Annotated in this window: 1 pseudogene; it reads left to right on the top strand. The window is 68.6% G+C overall.

Annotation, left to right across the window (positions count from 1 at the left end):
• Positions 1–75: 75 nt before the first annotated feature.
• A pseudogene (locus tag ACIQMR_RS38365) lies at positions 76–1,265 on the top strand (IS3 family transposase).
• Positions 1,266–1,452: the final 187 nt, after the last annotated feature.

Raw genomic sequence — 1,452 nt, 5'->3', positions numbered from 1 at the left:
CCGGGCGACGGATTCATCCTCGACGGTGAGGTGATCGCCCTCGACCAGGCCGGCAGACCGCTGCCCTTCCAGGACATCGCCTCCCGCGTCGGCTCCCGGACGGACGCGGTCGCGTTGTACGAGTCGCGGCCGGGAGCGACGATCAGGCAGGTCGCTGCCGATCTGGGGATCAACCCCCGAGACCTTGCGGAACTGGGTCCGGGCGGCAGGCGCGACCGTCGCCGGGGACGCCGGACGGAAGTGCCGGCCGAGCCGCCGACACCGCTGGAGGCGGAGAACGCGGCCCTGCGCAGGAAGGTCCGCGAGCTGGAGGAGGAACGCGAGATCCTGCGGAAGGCGGCCAAGTATTTCGCCGGGGAGACGCGCTGGTGAACCGCTTCCAGTTCGTCGCCGACCACCAGCGTCGCTACGGCGTGAAGCGGCTGTGCAGCATTCTGGGCATCGCCCGCTCCAGCTTCTACTACTGGCGCCGCACCGCCGCGGACCGGGCCGCCCGCCAGGCGGTCGATGCCAGGCTCGCCGCCGGATACGGGCCGTGCACCGGGAATCGGACGGCACCTACGGCGTCCCCAGGATCACTGCCGAGCTCCGCGAGGACTGTGAGCGCGTCAACCACAAGCGGGTCGCGCGCGTGATGCGGAGCATCAATCTCGCAGGCGTGCGGCTGCGTCGCCGCCACCGCACCACGATCCCCGACCCATCCGCGGCGAAGGCCCCGGACCTGATCGGCCGCGACTTCACCGCGGCCGAGCCGAACGCGAAGTACGTCGGTGACATCACGTACCTTCCCTTGGACGGCAGGAAGTTCCTCTACGGCCACCGTCATCGGCCCCGCATCGCGCCGCCTCGTCGGCTGGGCGATCGCCGATCACATGCGGACCGATCTCGTCACCGACGCTCTGATCGCCGCTGAACGCACCCGCGGCAGCCTGACCGGGCCGATCATGCATGTTGATCACGGCGCCCAGTACACGAGCCGGGCCTTCGCCGATGTCTGCCGCAGAGCCGGCGTCCGCCAGTCCATGAGCGCGATCGGCTCCAGCGCGGACAACGCACTCGCGGAATCCTTCAACGCGACGTTCAAGCGCGAAACACTCCAGGGCCGCAAGCACGGGTCCAGCGAGCGTGAGGCCCGCCTCGACGCGTTCCGCTGGCTGCACCGCTACAACACAGGACGCCGCCACTCCCGCCTCGGACACCGCAGCCCCATCGCCTACGAAGCAGCACTCCGACAAGCACCAACCACCCTGACCCAAGCCGCATAAGCCGTGTCCAGGATTCGAGGTCAAGGCTGCCATCCTCTGCTGCTGCAAGCGACTCCACCGCCTCACCACATAGGACACGGTCTAACGAGTTGGTGCGTGATTGGGGGTGAGTCGTGTTTGCCCTGCTCAGGGTAGTCGTCAAGCGGTGGTGGTGCGGTCGGATACCAGGGTGGCGATGGCTTGGTAT

This window comes from Streptomyces sp. NPDC091376 (genome assembly GCF_044757085.1).
Classification (GTDB): Bacteria; Actinomycetota; Actinomycetes; order Streptomycetales; family Streptomycetaceae; genus Streptomyces; species Streptomyces pratisoli.
Note: the sequence above shows the minus strand (reverse complement) of the source record. Positions and strands in the feature narration are given on the sequence as shown.